Origin of the sequence: Thermosipho sp. 1244 (assembly GCF_018588215.1) — a bacterium.
In the GTDB taxonomy this organism is placed as follows: domain Bacteria; phylum Thermotogota; class Thermotogae; order Thermotogales; family Fervidobacteriaceae; genus Thermosipho; species Thermosipho affectus.
On record NZ_LNGA01000034.1, the window covers coordinates 35603 to 61566 of the forward strand.

The 25964-nt window shown below is 27.3% G+C and carries 20 protein-coding genes; 13 read left to right on the forward strand and 7 right to left on the reverse strand.

What is annotated here, in order from left to right; translation table 11 throughout:
* Nucleotides 1-123 precede the first annotated feature (123 nt).
* Both AS157_RS09040 and pepV read left to right on the forward strand, forming a co-directional pair.
* Nucleotides 124-897 (forward strand): sulfite exporter TauE/SafE family protein, encoded by a 774-nt coding sequence (locus AS157_RS09040; protein ID WP_077198811.1) that lies wholly within the window; start codon nt 124-126, stop codon nt 895-897.
* 66 nt (nt 898-963) lie between these two features.
* Nucleotides 964-2358: a dipeptidase PepV gene (gene pepV / locus AS157_RS09045; protein ID WP_077290029.1), complete on the forward strand. Its 1395-nt coding sequence runs from the start codon at nt 964-966 to the stop codon at nt 2356-2358.
* 717 nt (nt 2359-3075) lie between these two features.
* Here the strand turns inward: pepV and AS157_RS09050 are convergent.
* Complete coding sequence (locus tag AS157_RS09050) at nt 3076-3768, reverse strand: hypothetical protein (protein WP_077290030.1); 693 nt, start codon at nt 3766-3768, stop codon at nt 3076-3078.
* A 191-nt stretch (nt 3769-3959) separates the two neighbouring features.
* Here AS157_RS09050 and AS157_RS09055 point away from each other — a divergent pair, with 191 nt between their 5' ends.
* From AS157_RS09055 to AS157_RS09085, 7 genes are all read left to right on the forward strand, one after another.
* Nucleotides 3960-5168 (forward strand): ABC transporter substrate-binding protein, encoded by a 1209-nt coding sequence (locus tag AS157_RS09055; RefSeq protein ID WP_077290031.1) that lies wholly within the window; start codon nt 3960-3962, stop codon nt 5166-5168.
* Nucleotides 5169-5225: 57 nt separating this feature from the next.
* Entirely contained in the window at nt 5226-6095 is an 870-nt protein-coding gene (locus AS157_RS09060; RefSeq protein WP_075666647.1) for a carbohydrate ABC transporter permease, read from the forward strand.
* A 1-nt stretch (nt 6096) separates the two neighbouring features.
* Nucleotides 6097-7377, forward strand: coding sequence for a carbohydrate ABC transporter permease (locus tag AS157_RS09065; protein WP_077290032.1), 1281 nt, complete (start codon nt 6097-6099; stop codon nt 7375-7377).
* A gap of 26 nt (nt 7378-7403) precedes the next feature.
* The gene (locus AS157_RS09070; protein WP_077290033.1) at nt 7404-8501 is read left to right on the forward strand and encodes an ABC transporter ATP-binding protein; all 1098 of its coding nucleotides are present in this window, start codon (nt 7404-7406) and stop codon (nt 8499-8501) included.
* Nucleotides 8501-9796 (forward strand): mannosylglucosylglycerate synthase, encoded by a 1296-nt coding sequence (mggS, locus tag AS157_RS09075; RefSeq protein ID WP_077290034.1) that lies wholly within the window; start codon nt 8501-8503, stop codon nt 9794-9796. Before AS157_RS09070 ends, mggS begins: the two co-directional genes overlap by 1 nt.
* 136 nt (nt 9797-9932) lie before the next feature.
* Nucleotides 9933-10385, forward strand: coding sequence for an RNase H family protein (locus AS157_RS09080; RefSeq protein WP_077290035.1), 453 nt, complete (start codon nt 9933-9935; stop codon nt 10383-10385).
* Nucleotides 10386-10921: 536 nt separating this feature from the next.
* Complete coding sequence (locus tag AS157_RS09085) at nt 10922-12130, forward strand: MFS transporter (protein ID WP_077290036.1); 1209 nt, start codon at nt 10922-10924, stop codon at nt 12128-12130.
* Nucleotides 12131-12360: 230 nt separating this feature from the next.
* On the opposite strand, the gene AS157_RS09090 is transcribed toward AS157_RS09085, so the two are convergent.
* The 4 genes from AS157_RS09090 to AS157_RS09105 all read right to left on the reverse strand — a co-directional run bounded on the left by AS157_RS09090 (nt 12361) and on the right by AS157_RS09105 (nt 19872).
* Nucleotides 12361-14226 carry an NAD(P)/FAD-dependent oxidoreductase gene (locus AS157_RS09090; RefSeq protein ID WP_077288483.1) on the reverse strand — a complete coding sequence of 622 codons (1866 nt, stop codon included), beginning with the start codon at nt 14224-14226 and terminating at the stop codon, nt 12361-12363.
* Nucleotides 14227-14353: 127 nt separating this feature from the next.
* Nucleotides 14354-15232: a DMT family transporter gene (locus tag AS157_RS09095; RefSeq protein ID WP_077288484.1), complete on the reverse strand. Its 879-nt coding sequence runs from the start codon at nt 15230-15232 to the stop codon at nt 14354-14356.
* A gap of 49 nt (nt 15233-15281) precedes the next feature.
* Nucleotides 15282-15893 carry a coiled-coil domain-containing protein gene (locus AS157_RS09100; protein ID WP_077288485.1) on the reverse strand — a complete coding sequence of 204 codons (612 nt, stop codon included), beginning with the start codon at nt 15891-15893 and terminating at the stop codon, nt 15282-15284.
* A complete protein-coding gene (locus tag AS157_RS09105) occupies nt 15886-19872 on the reverse strand; it encodes a RecQ family ATP-dependent DNA helicase (RefSeq protein WP_077288486.1) in 3987 nt (1328 codons plus the stop codon). Before AS157_RS09105 ends, AS157_RS09100 begins: the two co-directional genes overlap by 8 nt.
* Before the next feature lie 99 nt (nt 19873-19971).
* Here AS157_RS09105 and AS157_RS09110 point away from each other — a divergent pair, with 99 nt between their 5' ends.
* The 3 genes from AS157_RS09110 (at nt 19972) to AS157_RS09120 (ending at nt 22688) form a co-directional block, all read left to right on the forward strand.
* Nucleotides 19972-21021: a DNA-processing protein DprA gene (locus AS157_RS09110; protein ID WP_077288487.1), complete on the forward strand. Its 1050-nt coding sequence runs from the start codon at nt 19972-19974 to the stop codon at nt 21019-21021.
* 147 nt (nt 21022-21168) lie between these two features.
* Nucleotides 21169-21990, forward strand: a complete 822-nt coding sequence (locus AS157_RS09115; protein ID WP_197023119.1) for a patatin-like phospholipase family protein — start codon at nt 21169-21171, stop codon at nt 21988-21990.
* Complete coding sequence (locus AS157_RS09120) at nt 21987-22688, forward strand: hypothetical protein (RefSeq protein ID WP_077288489.1); 702 nt, start codon at nt 21987-21989, stop codon at nt 22686-22688. Before AS157_RS09115 ends, AS157_RS09120 begins: the two co-directional genes overlap by 4 nt.
* A gap of 94 nt (nt 22689-22782) precedes the next feature.
* Here AS157_RS09120 and AS157_RS09125 read toward each other — a convergent pair whose 3' ends face one another.
* On the reverse strand, nt 22783-23853 hold the full coding sequence (locus AS157_RS09125; RefSeq protein WP_077288490.1) for a SpoIIE family protein phosphatase: 1071 nt from the start codon (nt 23851-23853) through the stop codon (nt 22783-22785).
* 190 nt (nt 23854-24043) lie between these two features.
* Between AS157_RS09125 and AS157_RS09130 the strand changes: the two genes are divergently transcribed.
* Nucleotides 24044-24661 (forward strand): hypothetical protein, encoded by a 618-nt coding sequence (locus AS157_RS09130; protein WP_077288491.1) that lies wholly within the window; start codon nt 24044-24046, stop codon nt 24659-24661.
* Nucleotides 24662-24751: 90 nt separating this feature from the next.
* On the opposite strand, the gene rmuC is transcribed toward AS157_RS09130, so the two are convergent.
* Nucleotides 24752-25879 (reverse strand): DNA recombination protein RmuC, encoded by a 1128-nt coding sequence (rmuC, locus tag AS157_RS09135; protein WP_077288492.1) that lies wholly within the window; start codon nt 25877-25879, stop codon nt 24752-24754.
* Between the last annotated feature and the right edge of the window lie 85 nt (nt 25880-25964).

Sequence of the window (25964 nt, forward strand, 5' to 3'; positions counted from 1 at the left end):
TACATACATTATATCAAATATTTTGGAGTGTTGTTATGTGAACATTTGATATTAGTGGTATAATCTTTTTTAGTATGTTATTGATTTTGTTCTGTTTTCTTTGAAAAACTTTCGAAAAGGGGGATGATTTATTTGGAATTTACGATTAACGAGTTGATAACGTTGTTTTCATTGCTTTTTTTAGCAGGTTTTGTGGATTCAATTGCTGGAGGTGGCGGTCTAATATCACTCCCTGCTTATTTGTTTTTAGGATTACCTAGTCATAATGCCCTTGCAACAAATAAATTATCTTCGAGTATTGGAACAACTTTTAGTACATTGAGGTATGCAAAGGGTAAATTTATAGTTTTTGAAGTTGCGCTTTTTTCTGTTATTTTTACGTTTGCTGGATCGTTCATTGGTGCCAACTTAGCTTTGCTAGTTTCTGAAAATAAATTAAAAATTGTTATTTCCATTTTAATAGTAATGGCTGCTTTTTTGATGCTTTTTCGAACTAAAGCTAAAAGACTTAGGCAAGGAGTGAGTCTTTCAAAAATTAAAAGAGTATTAATCTCAAGTTTGATAGGTTTTTTGGTTGGTATGTATGATGGATTCTTTGGTCCGGGTACTGGTACTTTTCTCATCATATTATATGTTAATTTTTTGTTTTTTGAACCAGTTGAAGCTTCTGGAACTTCTAAAATTGTTAATCTTGCATCTAATATTAGTGCATTATTTGCATTTATTTTAGAACACAAAGTTGTTTATTCCATAGGTTTACCAGCAGCGTTTTTTGGAATTTTGGGTAATTGGTTGGGCTCAGGGTTGGCAATTAAGAAGGGAGAGCGTATTATCAGACCAGTTATTATTATTGTTTTATTTTTGTTATTCATAAAGATTTTAAAAGATATTGTTTAATGAAATAAAACGGATAAAGAAGTATTTTAGCTGTTTAAATTATTATTTATTAAGGAGGCGTTTAAAATGAATATTGGAATTGAAAGGAAAATTGATGAATTAGTTGACAAGTATTTTGATAAAATTCTTGATTCATTAAAGAAAATAATAAAAATAAAATCAGTTATGGAAACAAAAAAAGATAACATGCCATTTGGGAAAGGTCCAGCTAGAGCGCTTTCTGAAACACTCAAAATTTGTAAAGAACTTGGTTTTGAAACTCTGAATGTAGATAATTATGTTGGTCATGTGACATATGGAAGTACAGGAAAATTATATGGAGTATTGTGTCATTTGGATGTTGTACCAGAAGGGGATATAAAAAAATGGGAATCTGATCCGTATGAATTGACGATAAAAGATGGAAAAATGTATGGAAGAGGTGTTTCAGATGATAAAGGGCCAAGTATAGGTGCTTTATATGCATTAAAAATAGTATCTGAAATTGTTGAAAGACCTAAAAATACAATAAGGATAATTTTTGGGACTAATGAAGAAAATGGTTCAAAATGTTTAAAATATTATTTTCAAAAAGAACCATATCCAGATGCTGCAGTTACTCCAGATGGTGCCTTTCCACTTATATTTGCAGAAAAAGGAAATGTAACATATGAACTTTCAATTTCTTTAAATACAGATTATCATACAAAATTATTAAAACTTGAAGCAGGAACCGCCGTTAATGTAGTTCCAGAAATTTGTAAAGCTGTAATTGAAACTGAAAAGGTAAAGGAAATAGAATATGTATTGCAAAATCATAAAAGTAAATGTGGATTTGAATACAAAATAAACGAGAACAAAATCGAAATCAAATTTATTGGAAAATCAGCCCATGGTTCTACGCCAGAGCTTGGAATAAATGCAGCAACATGTATGTTGGAGTTATTTACGAAGATTGACTTTGGCCCTGTTAATCAAATCATTGAAACTCTATATGAAAAACTTGGAAAAGACGTAAATGGAAATGGATTAGATATCTATGGCGAAGATAAAGTAAGCGGAAAATTAACATGCAATCTTGGAATTTTAAAATTTCAAGATAATTTATTAAAGGCATTTATAAATATTAGATATCCAATATTTTTTAATGTAGATATGATCACAAGACAGCTAAATGAAACATTGAAAGGCTTTATCGTTGAAAGAAAAAGGCATAGTAATCCTTTATACATTCCAAAAGATAGTAGGCTTGTCAAATTGTTATTAGATGTGTATAAAAATGTGACAAAAGATGAGAGCGAACCAATAGCAATTGGAGGGGGAACGTATGCAAGATCAGTACCGTATGGTGTAGCGTTTGGCGCGACTTTTCCTGGAGAAAATACTAATATGCATCAATCAAATGAAAATTGGTCTCTTGATTCTTTCAAAAAATTTGTAAGAATATACGCCAGATTGATGTATAGATGGTTAACAGAGTAAAAAAGGTAATTGTTGGAATTATAAATCTACCTTAACTTATAAAGAAATGGTGTGTAGACGTGCACACCATTTTTTATTGCAGTAATTAAAGAACAAAATTCTATAGAAACTATCAATTGTACGGCGATTTCGAGGATTTTATTAGCATTTAACAAGTTCATTAGTTCAACCTTTGGATTGAAAAATTGTTCTATCTAAAAAGTAGATATAATACCATTAAAAAATTAGTAGTATCTCAAATAAAGAATAAAGCTTAAATTTTTGTAAGTTGATATTAAAAGTATTTTTGTTTGAAATGATTAGTTTCACGAATCACCGTTTATTTTCAAAAATAAGATCACTTTCAAAGATACAGATGGTAAATTATATATAGGATATATTGAAAAGGCCTTAGAATCGAATTTAAAAATTAACGTCAAAAAATGGCTTGAACAAAGGGTTTTTGATACATTGGTTAATATTTTCAAGAAATTTTTAGGACCATTTTTTTATAATACAATATAAGAATGATTATATTGCATTAATCGAGAAAAAGTCACAAATATATCTTTGCCACCTCAATAAAATCCTTTATAACCACTTTATCTAATTTAAGGGTTTTATATTTTGGTTTATATGCTATATTATATATTTCAACATTATAACCATCTTATTTTTGAATACAACAGGTAATTTGTTATGTAAATTGTTTGAGAAGCTAGAAAACACATAGTTAATTCAGATAGGATAAACCGGGATATAACTATTCATATTACGAAATATGGTATATTTAAGAAGCTCATAAGTTAATTCAATCGAGAAATTAATTTTAGTATTTTGGATATAATCAAATATTTCTTTTCTATCTTTTTTTGAATATTCTTTTGGTAAATAATAGCCTAACGTAACATGTGGAATATATAAACTATTTTGTGGTATTAATTTATCAAATTTTCTTCTTAATTCAAAAATTTTTATAAAATCTTCTTTTGAGTTTGGTACAAACATTACTCCTATTGCAGATCCTCCGTTATATAAACCAATTGAATCCAATTTTATTGGAGAAAAACCTTTGATCTCCTGAAAAATTCCTTTAATCATAGATTTATTGCTTCTAATACACCTTTCGACATTATTTGTAATATTCAAATTGCATAAGTCATGCAAAGTTATATGAAAAAATTCTTTATTCAAAGCTTTTGCTAGAATTTTTCCCAAGTTTTCATAAAGTTTTTTTTGGATTTCTTTAATAAACCTTTTCTCATTTTCTTTTAAAAAGAAAATTATTGTATCACCTTTAAAATCTGCATAATTTCCATTCTTATTGACTTTTTTGTACAATTCATCTTTTGGATTCCAACTCTTTAATAAATTAAAATTCGTTATCTGTCTATAATTTATTAACTCTTTTTTATAATCATTATAATCCATTTTAAAGCCTCCCAATAAGATTATTTTATTTCATTGCTAATAATTTTCATTAGATTAATCTATTTAATGCTAACTGTATTTAATTTTTCTGATACGTTTGTGTTATTATCTATATGTCATTCTTTGAAAGCGCTTACAATTATTATACAATATTTTTCATCATTTACAAATCTAAATGGGAGGTGAAAAACATGAGAAAGATATTTGTTTTGTTGTTAACAACTTTGATAATTTTTGCATTTTCTGAAACAACACTTGTTGTTAGTTCAAGATTATGGACTCCACCAACAGAAAAAGAATTCATTATCAATGAAATTATCAAACCATTCGAGCAAATGTATGGAGTAAAAGTTATTTTCCAAACAATGGATGATGAAACGATGTTAAAACAAGTAAAAATTCAAAAGGAAACTGGAAAAGTTACAACAGATGTTGTTATAGCTTATGCAACAAAAATGCCTGAATGGGTTAAAAATGATTTAGTAGTTGATTTAACGCCATATGTTTCCAAATGGAATGATAGACATTTTTCAAAAGGTTTCGATTCAATGACAGTATTCGATGGAAAAAGATATTTTCTACCAATTGGTGCGGATGTTTATCTTACATTAATTAACAAAAAGGCATTAAAATACAAACCAGATTATGTTGAGCTCCAAAATATTACTTGGGAACAACTAGCAGAATGGGCTAATTTGGTTGCAGAAGGCGAAGGAGAAGGAAAATTTGCCGTTACAGGTGTTCCAATGAAATCACTTATTTATCAAATTGGTGCGATCGCCCTCTCCTATGGTGCACATTGGCCCAATCTAGATAATCCTGGATCCGTTGCCGCATGGTACTTAATATACAAAATGAAAAATGCTTTTTCACCAGCAGTAAAAACTTATGATGATACAAGACCACCAATGAAAAGAGAAGAAACTTGGATGACAGTAGCTCATTGTGCAAGAGTAGGAGAAGTATACAAAAATAATCCTACTCAATTTATAATTGCTCCTGCCCCAAAAGGACCGGCAGGCATTGGTTCAGTTGCTGGAACAAGTGGACTTGCTATCGTAAAAGGAACAAAGAATTTTGATCTTGCATTAAAATTTCTTGAATATATGACAAGACCAGATATTATGGTTAAATCTCACAAAGGAACAGGTGGATTTATACCACCAGTTGATGAAGCTGTAAAATATCTTGGAGATGAGGATCAAGATTTAGTAATAAAGAATGCTATAAAAGTTATGAACCAAGGAGTACTATCATATATTGCTCCAATTTGGAAAGATTGGGGACAAGTAAAATTGGCCTATGATGAATTATTCAAAAAAATGATATTAGAAGAGAAAAAATTAGACATTGACATGCTCGAATTATATCAAATAAAAATAGATGCACAAAGAAAATGAAATAACTAATCTTTTGGGGGCTTTTGCCCCCTGGTTTTAATTGTGAGGTGATTTAACTTGCAAAAAACAATTACAAAAAAATGGATTCCTTATATTTTAATTGCTCCTACTTTGATTTACTATATTGTATTTTGGCTTAGGCCTGTTATTTCATCTGTATATTATAGTTTTTTCGATGAAAGTAACATATTTACTTTAAATAATTACATAACAATATTTAAAGATCCTTACTTTAAGCAGGCATTAATTAATACATCTATTTTTGTTCTTATTTCTGTAACTATTGAATTTTTAATTTCGTTGGGATTAGCTTTGATAATTAATAAAAAATTTAAAGGTGCACAAATTCTTCTATCAATTGCTTTAATTCCAATGGCCCTACCTGCAGTTGCAGTTGGCGCGATGTGGTCAAGTGGATTTGCAACTTATGGTTGGGTTAACAGCTTATTGTACCATTTAGGTATCATTTCAGAAAGTGGGAAATTTGCTTTCTTAGCAGGAAATGATTTTCAATCATTGATGTTAATAATATTAATAGACGCGTGGCAAGTTATACCGTTTATGATGGTTATACTTCTTGCAGGGTTGCAGGGATTACCCAAAGATTCAATAGAAGCTGGTTACATTTTTGGAGGTACCAAATTTACAGTTTTAAGAAAAATAACTCTTCCAATGTTGAAGTCAAGTATTCAAACTGCGTTAATTTTGAGAATAATCTCAGCAATTCAAGTATGGTTAATAATAGTAATGATATATGGATATAGGAGAATACCAGTTTTACTTGAAGAAGTTGTCTTTTATGAAGAACAATTAATAGGATTTTACAGAGTAGCTCTTGCTTATTCTGTAATTGTAGCAGCAATCGTTTCAGTGGTTTCAATCATATACCTGAAAATTTCCGGTGCCTTTAAAAAGGAGGAACTCTAACATGAAATTAAATAAAATTGCAAAACAAACTTTATTTTACATAATCATCGCTGGAATTATACTCGTAATTTTAACTCCTATATATTTTTTAGTATCTATATCGCTAATGTCCGATCAAGAAGCGTATGATTGGCCAACACAGATGATTCCATCTTTTGTCAACAAATTTAAATTAGAAATTGTTAATGGAAAATATTTAATTTCTGTTTTTAGCAAATCTAAAAAAGAGTTTTCGACGGTTATTGAAACAAGTAGTTTTGAAGAATTACAAAAATTTGTAAGAAATAAGACAAATTCAAATATAAAAAGAGAAGTATTTGAGAAAAATGTTGAAACGTTAAAAAAACTAATGAAAATTAATGGTATTAAAATAAAAGATCTCAGAAACAGGATAAATGATCTAAAAACAAAATTAAATAAATTAACAGTAAACCTAGTTAAGTATAAATCTCAATTAAAGAAAGCAAAAGAGTTCAATATGTCTTCGTTAATAGAAGAATTAAATCAAAGCATAAATAGTATTGAAATAAAAAAACGAGAATATGAGTTGGAAATCAGTAAACTAAAAACAGAACTAGAAAAAATTGGTTCTATAAAATTTACGGTTTCTAAAAATCTGTTTGATAATTATATAAATTTCTTTAAAGTAACTAGCAATGCGCTCCCAGCATTATTTAGAAGTATTCAAGTATCATTACTTACAGTTTTAATTTCTTTAACTATTGGTGGTATGGCAGGATATGCTTTTGCAAGATATAGCTTTAAGGGAAAAAACTTATTAAAACTAAGTGTTCTATTTGTAAGAATGTTTCCTGGTATTTCGATTGCAATGCCAATGGTTATTATATTAATAAATATGGGATTTTATGATAAACCTATAGGACTATCTCTTGTATATTCTGTAGGTCAAATAGGAATGACTATATGGATTACCGCAAGTATATTTATGGGAATTTCTACTGAACTTGAAGAGGCAGCAATGATCTTTGGTACAACTAGATTTGGAGCTTTCTTTAAAGTAACATTACCTCTAGCACTTCCAGGACTTGCAGCAAGTGCTATGTATGCATTTATTGGTAGCTGGTCAGAAACTGCACAAGCCATTGTATTAACCCAGTTTAATCCTACATTTCCAGTGGTTGTTTATCAAACATTAGTTGGTGCAAAAGGTCTGATTAATTTAACAGCAGCAGGTGGTGTTTCCCTTGCCCTTCCGGCTGTTGTTTTTACACTTATAATTAGAAAATATATCTTACAAATGTGGGGAGGAGTAAAGGTTTAAACACAATAAAAAAGGAGAGGTGAAATATGGCAACTTTAGAATTGATAAATTTATCAAAAAGATATGGAAAAAAAGTCTGGGGGGCAAAAAATGTAAATTTAAAAGTTAATAATGGAGAATTTGTAGTTTTTCTTGGCCCATCCGGTTGTGGTAAAACAACAACTTTAAGGATGATTGCTGGTCTTGAAGAAGTTACTGAAGGAAAAGTTATAATTGATGGAAAAGATGTAACATATCTCGAACCAAGAAAAAGAGAAGTTAGCATGGTTTTTCAAAGCTATGCAGTATGGCCACATATGACAGTATATGACAATATTGCATTTCCTTTAAAACTTAGAAAAATGCCTTCCAAATTTATCGATAAAACAGTTGAAGAAGTTTCAAAAATGGTTAAAATTGAAGAACTTTTAAAAAGGTATCCTTCTCAACTTTCAGGTGGACAAAGGCAGCGTGTAGCATTAGCAAGAGCTTTGGCTGTTAAACCTAAAATTTTTTTGATGGATGAACCATTGTCAAACCTTGATGCCAAATTAAGAGTTAAAATGAGAACCGAATTGAAAGCTATACATCATAAAACAGGTGCTACAACAATTTTTGTTACACATGACCAATCTGAGGCCATGTCTATGGCAGATAGAATCGTAATTATGAAAGATGGAAGAATTGTACAAGTAGGTACACCTGATGAAGTATATTTCAACTGTGCAAATACTTTTGTCGCAGGATTTATTGGTACTCCACCAACAAACTTCTTTAAAATGAATGTTATTAGAAGCAGTGATGAGATTCATTTAAAAAATGAATATATTGATATAAAAATTTCCGAAAAAGTCAAAAAATCTCTTGAAAAATATAACAAAGATGAAATAATTGTTGGTATAAGGCCTGAAAACCTTCTGATTACAAATAATAATGATGAAGCTATCTTTAAAGAAAAAATTCTTGTAGTTGAACCTCAAGGATCACATCAAATAATTGCTGTTGAACTTGGCGAACAAATCATTAAAATAGTTGCTCCTGCATTTCCAAAATATTCTGCAGATGAAATTATAAACGTTTCACTTGATCATGAAAGATTAATGCTTTTTGATATTGATACTGAAGAAAGATTGGAGGATATTTAATGAAAATTGCACTAGTTCATTACAGAGCCGGTTTGATGGATGGTGTATCTTTAGAAATGGAAAAATGGAAAAAAGTTTTACTCAGAATGGGACATGATGTAGATATTGTAGCCGGTAATAACAAAAGTGGGGTGGATATATTAATTCCCTCTATAGGTTTTGAAAATCCAACATATAAAATGATTAATAAAAACTGCTTCGAAAAGTTAGAAGATTTTTCTATAGAAAAAGTAATCAATTTAATTTTCGAGGAATCCGAAAAGATATATAATGATCTCGAAAATAAACTTTCAATGCATGAAATTATAATCCTAAATAATATTTGGTCAATTGGTGCTTTTTTACCTGCAGCAATAGCTTTTCAGAAATTTTCAAAAATTCACAAGGAAAAGACATTTATAGGTCACCATCATGATTTTTGGTGGGAAAGAGAATATTTTTTAAATTATCAAGACAAAAAGATTAAAGATCTATTAGAAAAATTTTGTCCGCCAATTGGTACTAATATTAAACACGTCGTGATTAATTCATTGGCAAAAGAAGTTTTATATTTAAAGAAAGGAATTAATTCAACAATAGTCCCAAATGTTATGGATTTTGAAGAACCACCAACAAAAGATGAAAAATTAAATATTTTAATAAGGGAAAAATATAATATATCTCAAAATTCCATTGTATTATTGCAAGCAACAAGGATTACCGAAAGAAAAGCAATAGAACTTTCAATTGATTTAGTACATTATATGTCAAAAATTTCAAAAAATTATTATGGAAAAAAATTATACAATGGAAAGACTTTTGACGGAAATATTATTTTAGCATTTTCAGGAATGTGTGAAAGTGAAAATTATAAATATAAATTATTAGATAAAGCCTTCAAATATGGAATTAGAACCGTTGATCTTTATCCAAATGTTGAAAATAATGTATTTTCATTTTGGGAACTATACAACATAGCAGATGCAATAACTTACCCATCAATTTTAGAAGGATGGGGAAATCAACTTTTAGAAGCAATTATCATAAAAAAACCAATAGTACTATTTGAATATGAAGTTTTTGAAAAAGATATTAAAAATTCGGGAATTAAGTACATAAGTTTAGGAAATATATATACTCAAAAAGAAGGTCTTGTTCAAATAAAAGAAACCATCATTCAAAAAGCTGCAGAAAGTTTATTTGAAATTATATTTAATAAGGAAAAATATGAAAAGATTGTAAATGAAAATTTTAACATAGCTAAAAAATTCTATAGCCTTGAAACTTTAAAACAGATACTAGAAAAAATTATATGAAAATCATTCAAAACAAAAAAATAACAAAGCCTAGGTATATCCTGGGCTTTGTTATTTTGTTTAACTTTTTATTTAAAAGTGGTATAATTTTTTATGAACTCTATCATTTTTATCTAAAATTGCAAGGAGGTTAAATATGACAATCTATGTAGATGGTTCATATTCAAATACATATCAAGTTGCAAGTTGCGCGTTTTGTGTAGTAAAAGATGGAGAAATTATTGATGTAAGAAAAAAAGCAAAGAGAATAAAAAAAGGAAATTCTGTTGTTAGCGAACTATTAGGTGTAGTAATGGCGTTGAAGTATTGCAAAATGAAAGGAATTTCACAAGTTACAATTGTACACGATTATAACGAAATTCCAATGTTTGCTTCCTCGTATAGGAGAACAAAAAATCACATAGTAAATAATTATATTAAAGAGTTAATAAAATTGAAAAATCAAATAGATGTATCTTTCAAAAAAGTAAAAGCACATACTAATGATAAATTCAATAACTTAGTTGACAAGTTGTCAAGAGAGAACTTAAGAAATTATATAGAAAAAGAACTACCCAAAATTCTAAAAGGTCAATTGAAAAAAAATTAAGATAGTTATAAATCCGACTTCTAGAATTATTTTTTCAATACTGGAAATACAATATTTCAAAATTATTTCTAAAGAGTTTTGAATATTTCCTGATTTTTGGAAGTTCAAAAAAAATAATAAGATATTATCTGCAATTGCACGAAAAAGAAAATGCAATTTTACAGTTTTTATAAGTGCACAATTGAATTTTTGTTAAATAAGAAACAACTCTACAGATTCCTATACTTAATTTGTCTATCCAACCCGCATCTTGACAAATAAGAATTTCAAAATTTGTGTTTTTCTTATTCCAAAGTATCTACTATGCATCCATAGCCATGCTCATAATGTACAACACTACATTTACCACAATTTCATATCATAATTTTTTAAGTAAGATGTATTTAAGGTATTTTGCCATTATGCAATATAATAGTTATTATATTGCATATATTTTGAGTATCCTGCATAGTTAATCAAAAATATATTTTTATATTTTTATGATATAATCATTGCTAAAGTAAAATTAGTAAAATCTAAATAAAAGGAGGATATTCATGACCAATGAAAATAGAAATTTCACGGCATTTATATGGCATGCTATTTTTTTGGCTTTTGCTAGTTCATTTATTGAAATTAATACAGTAATTCCTTCGCTGATCTTAAAAGCAGGTGGTTCTGAAGTGATTATTGGATTAATCACCGCTATAAGTATTGGAATTCCTCTTTTAGCTCAATTATTATTTGCGAGTATTCTGGTTACAAAACCTCGAAAAAAGCCATATTTACTTTTGGGAATTTATCTTCGAATATTTTCTTTAGCAATGATTTCGTTTATATTATTTACAAATCTTCCTCCAAAATCGATAATAATTTTTACAATAATTGGTTTAACTATTTTTTCATTTAGTGGAGTTTTTGCAGGAATTAGTTATACTGATTTATTAGGAAAATCAATTTTAAGAAAAAATCTTAAAAATTTTATGAGTACTAGACAAATTCTTAGAAGTATTTTTGCATTGTTTGGTGCTTTAACTGCAAGGGTGGTTATAAATAAATATAATTATCCTTTTAATTATTCTGTAATGTTTTTCATTGCATCATTTTCTTTGTTTATGGCGTCAATTGGTTTTTTAGTAATTAATGAGAAAAAGGTAAATTATGCAAAAAAAATTCCATCGTTTTTATCCGTGTTAAAAAGTATACCTATAATACTAACTAGAGACAAGAACTTGCTAAATTATCTTATTTTTAGTAACCTTACGGGATTTGGTTTGATTATAATTCCATTTTATATGTCCCTTGCAAAACATTCGTTTTCTTTGAATAACCAAATAATTGGAAATTATCTTTTTTCGCAAATGTTTGGCGTAGTTTTAGCGAGCTTTTTTTGGAAGAAAATTTTGCATAATGAAGGATACAAGAGGGTTTTAAAATATTGTGTAGTTTTTGGAAGTTTTTTACCAATACTGTCATTAATTTCTAGTAAGATATCTCCATTACTGTTTTCATTAGTATTTGTTTTTTCAGGAGTTACTTTAAGTGCAAGGCAGATGTCTTTTGAAGGAGTTCTAATTGAAATAAGTAGTGAAGAAAACAGGGCATTGTATGTTGGTATTTCTGGTGCTTTAAATATTGTAACAGCAATACTTCCACTGTTAATTGGGGTAGTAATAAAGTATGTTGGATTTTCTTTTGTGTTTATATTTGTATCTGTTATATTATTAATTAGCTTAAAATTTTTAAAAAATTTGGATATTAAATAAAATGCAAGGAAACATTAGAAAAAGAAATAGAACAAAAAAGCATACAAATTAAAGAAGCGAGAACAATTCAAAGCATGTCAAAAAAGAAAATATCTCAAAACAATAGTCTTTTAAAAAGTTTCTTTAGTTATTTTGAAGAAGAATATAAAAATACCAAAAAAACCAAATAGCACGACTCCAACATAGCACTAAAGTCATGCTATTTGAGAGATTGATTTTTGATCCAACTTCTATATTTTTTCAGCTAATTCCAACGCACCGTTAACTGCATCGAAAATTTGTCCAACTTTTAAAGCATCACCTACTAGATATACGTTTTTAATCTTTTTTGAAAGAGTGTAGTATAAAGAATTCTCGCTTTTTGTTCCTGCTGTTACAATTATTTCGTCGAAATTTCCAATAGATTCAATTTTTCCATTGCGATTAATGAATACTTCATTATTTTCTTTTATTTCTTCTACAGATGAGTTGGTATAGACTTTTATTCTTGATAAGTATTTTAGAGAGAAAAGTTTTTTTGAGATAAGCTCCATGCCTCTGCCAATTTCATCAAATAATTCAACTATTGTTACATTTTTACCATTATTAACTAATGCTTCAGTAACTTCAACGCCAATTAATCCTCCACCTATAACTAAAATTTTATTCCCATTAACTTTTTCACCCGAAAAGAAATCAAAACCAGTAATATATTTTTTAAGTCCTTTAATTGATGGAACAAAAGGATTTGCACCTGTGGCAATTACAATAGCGTCAAAGTCTTTATCATCAAAGAATTTATCGTCAACTGTCGTATTTTTTATAATTTTTAATTCTTTTTCTGCTTTTCTTATCAAGTCGTCTAAAATATCTTTCATCGATAATTTTCCAGGTGCGTTATAAGCCATTACCCATTGTCCCCCTAAATAATTATTTTTTTCAAACAATGTTATATCATATCCTTTTTTCTTTAAGTATAAACCAGCAAAAATACCTGCTGGACCACCACCAACAATTGCAATTTTCTTCTTATTATTTGTTTTAGGAATAAACGTTTTATGAACTTCAGGATTTGCTATGCAATTAATAGGTTTTCCACTTTTTACACTTGACAAACATCCTTGTAGACAACTTCCACATCTGATGTAATCATTTGAATTGTTTAAGATTTTATTTGGAAAATCAGGATCTATTATTAACTGTCTTCCAAAAACTACTCCATCAATTATGTGTTTTTCAAATAAATATTTGTATCTTTCATTCTTTTGCATTCTACCTGCAGATATTATTGGTATATTTGTCATGTTTTTAATAAGTTTAAGAATCTCATCCATAGGTTCAATTGGCAATGACATATGATTATAATACCATGGAACCGAATCGCAAGCATTCCCCCAACCTACGTGTATTATTGAAACATTGTATTGTTCAGCCAAATTTATTATTGAATTTATATCTTCGATGCTAATTCCATCGTCAATAAATTCACTACCAGAAATTCTCAGAAAAATTGGGATGGTAACTGAATTTCTTATATTTAAAAGTACTTGTTCGGCAAAAAGAAATTTATTTTTACCGTATTCATCTGTCCTTTTATTTAATCTATTGGTATAAAATTGTTGAACCAGATATCCATGACCAAATTGTATTTCAATAGCGTCTGCTCCAGCGCTTTGAGCTCTCAAAGCAGCATTTTTAAAATCATTGATTATATCTCTTATTTCAGATTTTGACAATTCTCTCGGAAGTTGGTTTGTTGTTGGACATTTAATTGGCGATGGAGCGACTACATCCTCTACTATTTTCGGATTAGCAGCTCTTCCTGCATGATTTAGATGGACAACTATTTTTGTGCCGTATTTGTGAAGTTTTGTTATCAATTCTTTTAATTTTATTTCGTGTTCTTCAGAATTTAACATTAGTTGTTTAGGATGTTCTTTTCCAGATAAAGAAACAGAAATTGGTTCAAGAATAACAGTTCCTACTCCACCTAAGGCTTTTCTTTCATAATAGTTAATCAATTGCTCAGTTATTAATCCATTTTTCGGTGTTGCTAAAGCAGTTTTAATTGGTGCCATAAAAATATTATTTTTCGCTTCAAATTCTTTGAATAACATATAATAATCTCTCCTTTAAAGAAATTAAGATCAATATATGTATTTAGCATATACGTGAATATTATATAATTTCCCAAATATATTGTCAAGGAATGCACGTTTTAGTAAGTATATGATAAAAATGTTGTTAAGTATTTTTGTATTTCTTCTTATAAATGGTAATATTTTCAACTATTGGAGCAAGACCAACAAGAATAAATCCCAAAATTTTTACATAGTTAAATTTTTCATGAAATATTAATATGGATAGTAAACTTGCAAAAACGAGTTCAAGTGGCATTATAATTGCTAACGAATGTGATGATAATTTTTTTAGTGAAAAATAATTTAAAGTTAATGGTATAAAAGTTGAAAAAATTGCAAGTAGTAATCCGTAATTTAAATATTCAACCTTTAGAGAAATATATTGCCCACTAAATACCAGTATAATTGTATAAAATAAAATTGTACCCAAAAAAGTATAAAAAATATTTTCGATAATATCAGAATTGATTTTTTTAATTCTTTGACTAGAAACGGTAACAAATAAAGCATTTAATAATGCTGAGATTAAAACAATAGTTGTACCTAAAAATAAGTTGTTATTTTTAATACCTTTTTCGCCAAGATTTGCTAGGGTTACCCCTGTAAAAGATAGAAAAATTGAAATAACACTTATAAAATCAATTTTATGTTTATAAATTAATTTTTGGAAAATTAGAACAAATATGGGATTAGTGAAAAAAACTACAGTAGCATAAGCTGGATTTAGAAATCTTAATCCATAAAAAAACAACAATGCTGCTACACCATAATTTAGAATACCTAAACTTCCGAAAACTGAGAAATATTTAAGATTAAAATTTTTTTTATATAAAGAAAATAAAATTAATGACAAAAGAAATGAAAACAAAAATCTAATAAACAATATTTGTAAAGGTGTAGCACCAATTTCAAATGATAATTTTCCAGAAATCGAAGTTATTGAAGAAGAAAATGCTGAGATTATGGCTGAAAGTAAATGCATTGAATATCACCTCCAATAAGAACTATATACAACTTATGTTGTTATAATGTTACTTAATGAGAAGTATCAAAAAAAACATTATAACATTTAATGCAAAAATAAAGATATAAGTTTTTTTGTTTCCTAAGAATATTTTTGAAAAGTTATTAATCGAATTTTCAAGCTGTTCTATTTTATTTTTTTGTTCGTTTGTTTCATCAACGAGTTTTTCAATAATTTTTTCTTGTTTCCCTACCTCTTTACTTAAATCAATTATTTTATTATTTTGATTTTCACTAATTATCTTCATCATACCTTCTAATTTTGAAAAATTTGAAATTATTAAATTTTCTAATTTTTCTTGATAACTTAATATATCTTTTTTTGTGCTTTCTAGCAGTTCGTTATTTTTATCTATAAGATTATTTATTTTCTCTATCAACTCCTTAGTTTTAGAATAGAAACGTTCATATTCATCTTTTAATTTTTCTGTATTTTCGTTTAGTTTATTAAATGCCTCCCTAACTTTTTTTGCATTCTCATTTAATGTTTCTTTCAACATTTCTAAAATTTTTTTTGAAGATCTTTCAATTAACTCTATTGAAGCGTTTAAATTTTTTAAATTTTCAATCTCATTTGAAATTTCTTCTAATATTTCATCTAAATCCACTAATTCATCCATTTTTTCTTCCTCCTTTGATATACATATTTATCTTTTTCACCTTGCTTAAAATTCTTTTTAAAACAACTTTCTTAGATAGTGTTGGATCTAGATAATTGAATTTTAATACAATGTCTTTTAAGTAGAAATTATCAAGTAAGGCTTTATAAAACCAAATTTTTAAGTTCTCGTTAATATCAAAGTTAACGATTTTATTAAATATTGTATATACAAAGTTATCCAATTTATCTTCTTCAATATTATCACTTAAATACTTTAAGAAATTTTCCCAATCCCTTATTACTTCATCGTTCGTATAATTTAACTTAATTTTTGATAAAGTTGAAATGATATACAATGGAGGATTATCAGGATAACTTTCTAAAAGTCTTTGAACATTACCATACAGATTTTCAATTTTTTCAATATCTTCATAATAAATCTCATCCATAAAGTTAATAAGTTCTTTAATATTAAGTTCTTTAATAAAATGTATTAAATCTTTAGTATGAACGGATTCATTAAAGTAATTCAAAATATATTTTTTAATTTCCTCATTTGTTTTTGCATTTCGTGCAACTTCAACCATTGTATATAGCGCTCTTCGCCTTTGTTTTTCTATTTCGTCATAAACAAATTCTATCAATGCTTCGATTATTTTTATCATAAAATCGTCAAATGACATTTTATTTTTAAAATATTTTTTTACAAAGTTATCAATATATGTCTTTGTTTTATATCTTTTTAGATAATTAATAAGGTTTTGTTTTATTTCTTCGACATCCAATTTCCTTAATTTTAATTCATATAACCTTAATGAATATTTATATTGAATTGTGTAATCTTCTACAATACCTAATATTGTTAACCTATAAATAGCTTTTTCAAAATTTTTATCCGAGCTTTTGATAGTTAAGTATCCAACTTTACCATGATCTAGCTTTTTAATATATGGTTTTAATTTTTGAAAAAGTTTAATTAAATTTTTCCTTTCAATCTCTTCTCCTTCAAATGAACTAAAATGAAAAAATGCTTGTGTGCTTATATCATCATATACTTTATACTTTGAATAAATTTCATTTGCTTGTTCATTAGAAATAGATACATCAAGGATAACATTGGTAAATTCCTTATAATCTTCAGAATAGATCAAAAAGCAATATGCTGGTTTTCTATCTCTCCCAGCTCTCCCAGCTTCTTGGTAAAATGATTCAAGTGATGAAGGTAATGTATAGTGGATTGTATATCTAATATTAGGTTTATCAACTCCCATTCCAAAAGCTTTTGTTGCAACAAGTAATGGGAATTCATTATTTTTGAATTCTTTTTGGACATTAATTTTGTATTTATCATATTCTTCATCATTCATATTTGAATCTTTTGGTTTTTTACCGGAAAAGATTTTTGAATTTATCCCCAAATTCTTCAAAAATTTTGAAATTTCAAATACCCCTTTTAGACCATTGACTGTTGAAGTGAATATTATTCCAGATTTTGTTTTACAATCATTTAATTTGAATACATCATTTGTTTCTAATAACGAAGGCAACTTATTAAACAAGATATCTTTTAGAACTTCATTCTTATTATTAGGTGGAGTTGAAATAATAAAAAATGTTAATTCATCTCTTTCAAAACTTTTTGGATAAATTTTTGCATTATTTCCAATTTGTAATTCTTTTTGAACGTCATTTAATACTGCATACGAAGCCGTACCCGTTAACGCAACAATAGGAGGTTCATAATCATCATGTTTTGCAATATTTTTAATAATTCTTGCTACATTTAAATATGCTGTTCTAAAATCATGCCCCCATTCTGAAACACAATGTGCTTCGTCGATAACAACAAAAGACACAGGGAGAAATTCAGTTAATTTTTTCAAGTTTTTTCTAAAACTTTTTATTTGTAATCTTTCTGGGGCAATAAAAATAAATTTATACATTCCCATTTTTAAATTTTCAAGCACAAAATCTTTTTCTTCGATTGAAAGATCACTATTAATATATGCAGATGAATTTATTCCCAACGCTTTTAAGTTATACACTTGATCAAACATTAGAGATTTTATAGGGTCAATAACTATTACAGGCCCAGGTTGCAATAATCCACTTAGTTGGTAGCACAAGGATTTACCTGCACCTGTTGGTAAAAGACCTATTGTTGATTTTAAAGAAAGAATCCTTTTTATAATGGGGATTTGTCCATCTCTAAAATCAACTTTTCTAAATATGTTTTGTAACAAAAATCTTAAAACATCTTCTTTTGCTTTATTTATTTTAAATTTATATGGTTTAAATGAGAAAAACTTTGGAAGAAATAGATGGGAAAATTTGTTTTTAACAAAGTGATGAGGATTATCAGTTTCAAAGAAATGCATATTTTCATTTTCTGTTAATAAATTATATGTGCTATTATGAAGATCAACAATCTTATAATTTACAACTGAGATTACATCGTTTTGGGTTTCGTAATATTCATCATATTTTTTATAACTAAAGGAATTTGTCTTTGAAGATTCTGGTAATAATTCTGGAGTTTTTAGGGCACTTCTAACAATAACGTATGGAGAATTAGTTTCAAGCTCTTCAACATTTAGCTTATATCCAATATCTATTGTTAAATCATATTCATCTTTATACAAATCAAATGTATAGTAATTTACTTCAACGTTTTTTCCCAGGATTTCCGAGGTTGTGTCTTCATTTCTATAAATATCAAGTTTTATCTTTGGTAAGTTATAATCAAATAACTTCGAGATTTTATTCATATAATTGTATGCATCAACAATAGAAATTTCAGAAAATTTCACATCCCTTTCAATAATAGCTATATTCCAAACTTCTTTATCATCTAATATGCCATCTGTTATAGCATTTGTCAAAACTTTGTGTAACCATGAAGATAAAATGTATTTAGCAAAAAAATTATTTTTTGTTACATTATACATTTTTAATTCACTAAAATATTTCTTTATAACTTTAAAAAAATACTTTTCATCTTTTAATTCAATAATATAATCAATGGTTCCAGTGTCAGATAATTTTCTGTATGATAACAAATCACTCATTGAATCCATAATAGATTTATCGTAAAAAATAGAAGCAAATGTTGGGATTCCTCTTGAAATAATATTGTTGAATATTTTTGCTGTTAATATTAGTGGATTATCTTCATTGAATTTTCTTTCATAGTTTTTTAAAATTTTGAAATTAAAATTGTTCATTTTATCATAATATTCCTTTAGAGTATTTCTCAGGGCATGTGAAATATATGAAGCTTCACCATGGTAAAATTTTTTGTTTATTTCTAGATCTTCTTCATATTCAATAATATAATCTTCTAATCTAAATTTTTCATTAAAAGTTTTTCCAAGAAAAATTCCAATTACATTTTTTGCACCCAAATTTTTAAGTTCATTTGCTATATTTAAAAATGAATTTCCAGAGGTTATTATGTCGTCAAAGAGTATTATCTCCTTACCTTTAATCTTTTCCGAATCAAACTTTAAATATTCAAGTATATTACCTTTAAAATGTTCTCTATGTTTTGAAGGTCTGTCGATTAAATTCTTGATAAAATCGTATCCATTAATAACATCTAATTTTACCGAAAGATTTTTAACAAAATTCTTATAGCGAATTTCTGTTTTTTCTTTGTTTGATGCCGGAATAATAGATATTGCCGTATTATTTTTATCATTAATTATATTATTTTTTATGATAAGCCTTGATATTATGTCACAGAAAAGTTCCAATATTTTCTCGTTACCATCTTTGAATTCATAAATGTATCTTCTATATATTCTTTCTTGGTCATCTAAAATATCATCAGAAAAGCTATTTTTAGGATAATAAGTTGAAAGAGAAAAAATAGAATAGTCGTCAATTTTAATTTTATATTTAAAATCTGTAAAATATATATAATGATACTGATCTGTTTTGAAAAAATTTTCAATTTCGATATCTAGTATATTTTGCTTGTTTTTTCTATTTTTCAACTATATTCCCCCTATTAAAAACTTCTTCTAAATAAATACGAATAAAATTATAACACATAATTTGGTATAATTTAATAAAGAAAAAAAGGAGATGATCTTGTGAAAATATATAGCAAGATTCAATATATAGCATTTAGCATTCTATATTCAAAAATAAACGGGAATTTTCCAAAATATAATTACAAAAACTTAGCAAAAATATTTTTACATTCCAAAGAAAATGATATTAACTTATTTGAGGCATCAGAAAAAGAGATAAAATCATTTTTCGAAAAATTTAGTATTAATATATTTAATTCTAGGCAAAAAAATATTGTAGGTAAGATAAAGGAATTCATAGATATTTTCGCAAATAACGAAAAATTACTGATGCAGGCTGAAGAGGAATATATTCTTTGCAAAAAAAACAACATTAATATTTTAACATATGAAGATGATCTGTTTCCTAAAAAACTAAAAATTCTAGATGACATTTCCCAACCAGTTTATACAGTGTATTTTAAAGGACCACTTCTTGATTTTGATAAGCTAAGATCTCTGGCTATCGTTGGTTCTAGAAAAGCAGAAGAGATTGGAAAAAAATTGGCAAAAAATATTGCAAAAAAACTTGATAAAACTTTCATAATAATTAGTGGACTTGCAATTGGTATAGACACATTTGCACATATTGGTGCACTCAAATCAAAAATCCCAACTGTTGCCGTATTGGGACAAGGTCTAAACAAAATTGAACAAAATTTATATCCTAAGGAAAATATAAAATTAGGATTAGAAATATTGAAAAATTCCGGAATGATTTTGTCAGAAGTTCCTCCATCAAAAAGAGTTAATAAATACTATCTTTTGTACAGAAATAGAATTCAAGCCGCTTTATCAGATTACATTATAATAATTGAAACTGCCGAAAAAGGTGGAACGATTAAAACTATTTTCTATGGAGAGAAATTAAAGAAGAAGATATTGATCTTTAATCCCAAACAAGAACAACTGAAAATTATACAGAAAAACAATCCGGAAGTTATCAAAGGAAACATTAAATTATTGAAAAATAGCAAATTCCTGTCGTTTTCTAATGAAGATGAATTATTTCTTTTGATTAATTCAAGAACGTTAGGAGAGAACACACTTTTTAATGAAAAAGAGATTTAAATTTAAAATAACCTAAAATAAGATGTAGAATTTTTAGTATGTTAAATACTTATTAAAAGAAATTGTACTCAAATGAATTTATGTTGGAAAAATTTTTTAAGGAAAATTTAAGAACACTGAAAAAAGATGAAGATGGGGGAAATTAATATGAAAAAATTTCTTGTATTAAGTGGTGGCGCTGCAAGGGGGGCTGCTCATGTTGGAGTTATACGTGCGCTTGAAGAAAAGGGATTTGTTCCAGATGCAATAATTGGAGTAAGTATCGGAGCAGTTGTTGGTGCAGGATATGCTGTCTTAAGAGATTCAAAAAAACTTTGGGATTATTCTGAAAAAATTTACAAGAAATCATTTAAATTTTTCCCTATTATCTTTTCATCAAATAGAAAATTTAATCGCCATTTTGCAAAGATAAGTTGTTATTATATGGCAAATAAGGTTTCTGTTTTACCTTCAAAATTATATTTTAAAATTTTTGAAAAGGCTTTTGGAAAACTTTCTTTTGAAGATTTAAAGATAAAATTTTATGCTGTATCAAATGATTTGAAAAGTGGAAAAGTAATTATTCATTCTTCTGGAAAGATTATTGAGCAACTTAAAGCTTCCATGGCAATTCCAGGTATTTTTCCTCCAGTAGAATTTGAAGATAAAATTTTGGTAGATGGCGGGACAATTAACAATTTACCAACAGATATTGCAAGAAAACTTGGAGCTGATTATATAATTGCAGTTGATTTGTCTGAAAATAATAAGGAAATAAAAATACCTAAAACTTCAAATGATATACTTAATGTGATTAATCATATGTGTGGAAATAAGATTCTTTCATTTTCAAGAAAAGAAGCCGATTTTATTGTTAGATCACCTGTTAATAATATTGGAACATTTGAATTTAAACGTAGTTTGGAAATAATGGAAAAAGCATATAAATATACTAAAAAGATTGATCTTCCAAAGGAGATGTTGATGTGAGAATTCATGTGGGAGGATATGGTTTACAAGGTTTAGCTGCAATTTCAACTATTGAAAGATTTTTATCTCCCAAAGATAAAAATTTAGAGATAATAGCAAATGGTCTTGCTGGTTTTTATGCAATTTTGTTTGAAAATTTTGGAAGTGAAAAAGCAAGAGAGAAAATAAATAGTTTTGTAAAAAAATTTGAGAGTACTTTTTGGATCATAGATAGAGTACAAAAAAAAGAAAAGATTTATAAAAGAAAATCAAGAAAAAATAAAATAAAATACTGTGTTCTTTGGAGTACTTCTATAGCGATTTATAAATGGAAAGAAGTTGAGGAGTTTTTAGGTGGTTTAAATGAAAACACTTGTGTTAAAGCTGAAGTAATAAACCTTGAAAAGCAGACAGTAGAACTTTATGAGTGCTCTTCTTATAATGTTGCAAAAGCCTGTCTTGCTTTTCCAGGAGTTTTTCCGCCTTTTAAAGGAAAATATATTAATACAACATATCTTTCACAAATACCTGTTTCATTTATAGAAGATGGCGATATAGTAGTATTGAACTTTCGTGATTTGTCTCAAATTAAATTTGAAAGTGCCAGCGAAATTCTTCTTCAGGCAATGGAATGTAGGATGATTGAATTTGCAAAAAGAGTGCTAGAATCAAAAAATGTGGAGAAAATTGATATTAACCAACAAATTACAAAATTATAACTATATTTCTTTTTTTTACTTTTCCCCTCCTTTACTTTAGGCTATATCACTTATCCATCGTTTAAATAAAAAACCAATAAGGTATTACTCTAATCTATTTGTGGCCTTTTATTAATACCATACTTATATCATCTTTTTGGTAAATATCTATATTTTTTTTCATAGCTTCTTCGTATATTTTTTTCAAATCTTGGGTATTGCTAAATAATTTTTCTAATCCTTTTGATGTTAGCATATCTTTTTTAGAAACTTTCAATTCTGTTATTCCATCTGAGTAAAATAGAATCTTTTTATTTTTGAGATCTATAATTGTTGGGTCGATTTTGGAGTTAATAAGCCCCATCCCCACAGGAAATGTTCGAGAAACTTCTATAATCTTTGTTTTATTGTTATCAAATATAATTGGATCAGGATGTCCACAACTTATTATTTTAATTTTGGTTCCTTCAAGTTTTCCTATTATAGCTGAAAAATAATTTTGTTCACAAATTTGTTCAGCGTTTTTTTCTAATATAATAGGAAGTTCACTGATTGATAATTTATCATCTTCAAGTATTGAATCTATTAAAAGTTTTACGGAAGTAGAAAGTAGTGCTGCTGCAAGCCCATGACCACTTATATCTATTAACATAATCCATGGTTTTTTGTAATATATTAGATCCCCACCAAGAACATTAGAAGGATAATATACAAATTCTACTGTATCATCTTCTTTTGGTAATAGAGCTTGTTGAATTTCAAAGGCTTTTGAAAGTTCCCTATCAGCTATTGAAGCATCTTCAAACATCTCTATTGCTCCGATAACATTTCCATTATCATCTTTTAAAGGCATAGCATATACACTTACAGGTATTCTATTTCCTTGTTTGGTTAGAGAATATACAGCAAATGGTACTCTAAAATATTTTTTATTTTTTATTGACATAATAAGAGGGCATAAATCTGTACGACATACAACTATACCGTTTCTGTCTATATGTTTAAGTATGTTGTTCGAACATGATCTACCGACGACTTCTTCCATATTATAGCCAATAAGCTTTTCGGCTGCTTTATTCCAAAATTGTATATTTCTGTTTGCATCAACTACATATGCTGGAATGTCTAGGTTTTTAAGCCAATCCATTATCTTGTATTCCTCTAAGAGTTTTTTGAAATTTAGCATATTATTCGCTCCTTTTTCATAAGAATAATTTCTTTCAAAATATATTTTAAAAATATTTATCCACAAATTAAGAATATCATATTTTCTCCTATTTAAAAACAACTTCTAAAATATTAATTTAAGATTTGGTAATGTAAAGTGTTATAATAAAAACAAGCATTGTTATACAAATACATAAAGGAGTGAGATAATGATAAAAAAGTTTGTATGGTTATTGATAATTTATTCCATAATTGTATTGCCAATAGATGTTTACTATGAATTAATTGTACCAAATAAAACTGAAGACACTGTGCAAGAATTATATAACTTTATTTTGGAAAATGACCCTAAAATTTCGCTTACTGATTACGGAATCACTAAAAAAAGTTATGAGTATTTATATTCTCCATATCATGAAAAATTTCAAAAACATGTGTTAACTATTCTAGACTATTTTTTGTTCAAAGAAGTTAATTCTGAATATGTTTTACCACTAAATTTTATTGAAGAATTTAAGATTCAAGGTGATATTTACTTGTACTGTATATTGCTGTTCAATAACGATTTAAAAGTTATTACAAAATCATTTAATACATATGCATTCGATGAAAATGGTACCATATCTTCTGACGCATTGAGTATTTACAATTCTTTGATTGAAATTGTTAAAAAAATGTTTGAAAATGACCCACCTATAAATTATAACATTGATAATATTTTACTAACTTTGTATTTAGATATTTCTGAAAAAGGTAAGGCAATTTTGGAGGTTATTTTTATTTCAAAAACAAAGAAAAATATGGGTTTGCTTTATTTTATAATGTAGTTATACATTGAACTTTAATTTGTTTGTTAATCTCAAACAATTTTGAAGTTTGATTTGTTCATGATTATGATACATATTTTTGTAAATCACTTATTTTGCTTCACTTACGGTGTTTTTTCCTTTTGCCACACCTTTTCGAATATCCTCGTTTGCATTCCTGATAGTAGCTAAAGCCCTCTCTATTGTATCAGTTTTTTTGCTTATCTGTTCAAGCAATTGAATTAAAGCTTCTACAATTTGTTTGTATTTACCTATGTCTCCTTCTTCTTTTAATTTTACATACCTATCTTGTAAAGTATGAGCTATAACAAATACATCTTTATAGCTACAAATATATACTTTATTCTCATTTCCCATTTCGATAAGTTCTGGAGCGAGATCAAGGATTGATTCTGGAACTACTAAGATACAACTATCAATTGTATTCACAAGATTTTGATATTTTCGTATCCTTTGTATTTCTTTCTTTACTTTATTTATTATCTCTTTTTTTAGTTTTTCTCTTAAATTCACATTTTCTTCTTCATTATACTTTTCTAAAATCTCAAATATGTCGGGTAATTTTGAATCAATTGGAATATATTTACCATCTCCTAAATCCCAAGCAAATTCAACTTCTCCGTTTTCTGTTTTTAGATTTGTTTTTATTAATCCCACTTTTATTGATTCTTTAATTGCATCTTTTAATAATATTTCTCCTGTCATGCCACGCGTTTTTGTTCCTGAAACTGCTTTTGTGAAAATAGAAATCATTCTTTTCATATCCTCTATTTGAGCATCTCTTCTCTTTTCAATTTCCTCTCTTGACTTACCTTGTTCAATTAAAAATTGTTCAGTATTTTTTCTTTGTTCTTCAAAAAAATTTTTCATTTGTTCAACAAGTTCAGAAATTCTTTTATCTTTTTGCTCATCAATCATTATCGTTTTTTGGGTCAATTCGGAAAATAGCTTATGAGTATTTTGAATAAACTCATTTAACCTTTTTTCTCTTTCTTCATCTAATTTTTCTTTTTGTTTTACAGCCTCAAGTCTTGATTTTTCAATTTCCTCATATTTTGCTTTTAATCCAGCAATTTGAATTGAAAGATTATTTATAGTGGAAAGCTGATTAGAAAAATCTTCAGATTTTTTATCTCTTTTTCCCAAGATATAACCAAATTTATATCCAACAAAAATACCGATTAGCAAACTTATAATACCAACAAAAACGTAATTCATAAAGCACTCTCCTTTTTTAATATGTTTTGACTTAATTTTACCATAAATGTTTGATATAATTTAGAAAGGAATAAATTGAAAACGA